Source organism: Pseudomonas sp. 05N434 (genome assembly GCF_056396965.1).
This window is the reverse complement of the sequence record NZ_JBFTMK010000597.1, coordinates 1-2,970: the sequence shown is the minus strand read 5'-3', so window position 1 is coordinate 2,970 and position 2,970 is coordinate 1. Positions and strand designations below refer to the sequence as shown.

The 2,970-nt window shown below is 53.1% G+C and carries 3 protein-coding genes; all 3 read left to right on the top strand.

All coding sequences use genetic code 11. The annotated features are described in order from the left end of the window. A partial coding sequence (locus AC1DLB_RS26535; RefSeq protein ID WP_477785960.1) for an autoinducer binding domain-containing protein occupies positions 1 to 603 on the top strand: 603 nt, incomplete at its 5' end. A 385-nt stretch (positions 604 to 988) separates the two neighbouring features. After that, a complete protein-coding gene (gene bcsQ / locus AC1DLB_RS26530; protein WP_086945679.1) occupies positions 989 to 2,158 on the top strand; it encodes a cellulose biosynthesis protein BcsQ in 1,170 nt (389 codons plus the stop codon). After that, positions 2,155 to 2,970: glycosyltransferase (locus AC1DLB_RS26525; RefSeq protein ID WP_477785959.1), on the top strand; the 816-nt coding region annotated here is incomplete at its 3' end. The genes bcsQ and AC1DLB_RS26525, both read left to right, overlap by 4 nt.

Genomic DNA, 2,970 nt, shown 5'->3' with positions numbered 1-2,970 from the left:
TCCTACGGACTAAAAATCCCCTTATCGTTAACATCCCCGCAATATTTTCTACTTTCAAATTACCCTGCCCCTTGGGAAGAAAAATATGTAGCCGAACATTATTTTTCCCAAGACCCCACTGTCAAACATGGGTTAACACGGTCCATTCCCTTGCGCTGGTCAGCAGAGCAGCAAAGTCAAAGTCTGAAATTCTGGGAAGAAGCGCGGCATTACAACCTAAATCATGGATGGTGCCTTTCATCGCAGCGCGGATTCAACAGTATCGGCTTACTCTCTGTTTCCCGCTCCAGCGAATATATTTCACCGACAGAACTGGAGAGTAAAGAGACCAAGCTAATTTGGCTGACTCAGTTAGCGCATGAATCCATGACGCGTTTCTTTTCCGAAAAAAACATACCCGAAATATATAAACCACTGACCGCTCGAGAAAAAGAAACCTTGAAATGGACGGCCATTGGAAAAACTTATGTTGAAATCAGCATTATTCTAAATATCGATATTCGGACCGTGAAATTTCATTTAGTCAATTCCATGCGTAAACTTCAAGCATCAAACAAAGCCGAAGCAGCGGTCAAAGCATCCTTGATGGGTTTGCTGTTCTAAGCACAATATGCCACAACGCCTGAGACCTGTATTTTTCAACCGGTCAATCTTCGTGCTCGGCAAATGAAAAATGCTCCGTATCTTTCGATACGGAGCATTTTTTTTAGCACCGCGCTTCAAACACATCAGCCAACTTATTTATTACATAACCCAGTCTCTAACTATCGAACGCGATCGACACTCACACTGCCCACACACAAACATGACACTTCAACAAGATTCAGACTAACACTAACGAGCCTCGCTGACTTTTTATAACATTCATTGACACGCAAACGCAGACCTCCTAGATTACTGGCACTCTGCCAACGCCAAGACTACGCATAAACTTTGTTAAGTTAATGGAATGCTGAGTTTCTGAGTTATTTCATTCCTGGTACAACGCATGAAATATGTAGACGATATTACGAAACTCTTTACACGTTTTGGTGCCAATGCGGAAACTTACCAGGAAATACAACCAAACTATAAAGATTTCAAAGACGACCCGATTACATCTGCAATGGCTGAGCCAGAACCAGAGTCGGCGGCCTTGTCTCCCACAACGCCAACGTCTCCTGTGTTTCAACTGGACGAGCCACAGTCTTCTTTATTGACTGGCGCGCCGATCGAGCCTGTGAAGAATGTTTTCCTCCCGCTGCCTTCGCCCAAGTCCCCTCCCCTGACTGAGCCACCTGCGAGTGCTGCTGCGGATGACCGTCAGCGATTGAGCGACCTGTTGCGTGAACTCAACCAGGTTCGTCGGGACGGTCTGCCAGAAACGATTCGCAAGCGGACCAAGGCGAAGGTCATTGCCATCGTTTCAGCGAATGGCGGGGTGGGTAAAAGCACCATCGCCGCTGGCCTCGCGAAAACACTTCGGCACCCTGGCGGGCGAGTCATCGCGATTGATCTGGACCCTCAGAACGCGCTGTCCAGCCACTTGGGTATCACCAGGCCGGCTCCCGGGCTGATCCAACTCAAAGAGCAGGACGCCGACTGGGGCGCTCATCGCCTGCCGGGCTTTAGCGACAGTGAGTGCCTGCCCTTCGGCACTGGCGAGCTGAACGATCGCCGATTGCTCAGGCAGATGCTGCTTGAAGATGCTGACTGGTTGAGCCAGCACCTGGCGTCAATGCACCTCAGCGAAAACGATACCGTGATCCTGGATACGCCTTCGGGCGCGACCGTCTATTCGCAACAGGCACTCGACGCTGCCGATCTGGTGCTGGTGATGACGGTGGCCGACGCGGCCTCCTACCTGGCACTGGACACCATGACCCAGTGGCTGGAAACCAGCCCGCGACGCGCACAGCAGCAGCGGTATGTGCTCAACCAATGGGATGACTCCCGTGCGTTCAGCAGGGACATGGGCGTGCTGTTTCGGCGACGGCTCGGCGCTAACCTGATCGGGACGATTCGCCTCGATCACCAGTTCAACGAGTCGCTGGCCTATGGTCGGGACCTGTTGCAGCACGCGCCTGAGAGCATTGGCTGTCAGGACATTCTGTCGCTATCAGGCGCGGTCCATGCCCTGCTTTTCACGGATGCTTCCAGCCAGCAGGGCACGCTATGACCGTCCAGCTGAATCAGCTACCTGCAAAGACCTGGTGGTTGCAGAAGCTGCTGGATAGCTTCCAGGATCGCTTTAGCCAATGGCCCCTGCGTTGGCGCCTGGGCCTGAAAATTTCAGGCGGGCTGATTGCAGCATTGTTGGTGCTGGGTATCCTCACTGCACCGCAGAATCTGTATTCCCAAGCCGTGTTTGCCTCCGTCTGTTTTGCCGCCAGCCTGATCATCCGCAAGCAAACCGGGCGTCTGGCGATCCTGACCCTGATCACCCTCTCGCTGATCGCTTCGTTGCGTTACATGTACTGGCGCCTGTCCGACACTCTGGACTTCGACAACTGGCAGGATGCCGTATTTGGCTACGGGCTGGTGCTGGCAGAACTGTATGCCTTGCTCGTCCTGGTCTTCGGCTATATACAGACCGCCTGGCCGTTGCAACGTAAGCCGCAGTTTCTGCAACAGCCACCCGCTGAATGGCCGACGGTGGATGTGTTCATCCCCACCTATAACGAAGCACTGGGTATCGTCAAACTGGTGGTGCTCGCGGCTCAGGCCATTGACTGGCCCGAGGGCAAACTGCGGGTGCACGTGCTCGATGACGGACGCCGGGAGGAATTCAAGGCTTTCTGTCAGCAGATTGGTGTCAACTACATCACCCGCGACAACAATCAACATGCCAAGGCCGGCAACCTCAACGAGGCACTCAAAGTCACCGATGGCGAGTTCATTGCCATATTCGACGCCGACCACGTGCCCACCCGCTCCTTCCTGCAAATCACCATGGGCTGGTTTTTAAAGGACCCGAACCTGGCGTTGCTG

What these genes read in the sequence shown, in the direction of transcription:
- bcsQ (WP_086945679.1), top strand. Translation starts at nt 989, where the DNA reads ATGAAATATGTAGACGATATTACGAAACTCTTTACACGTTTTGGTGCC.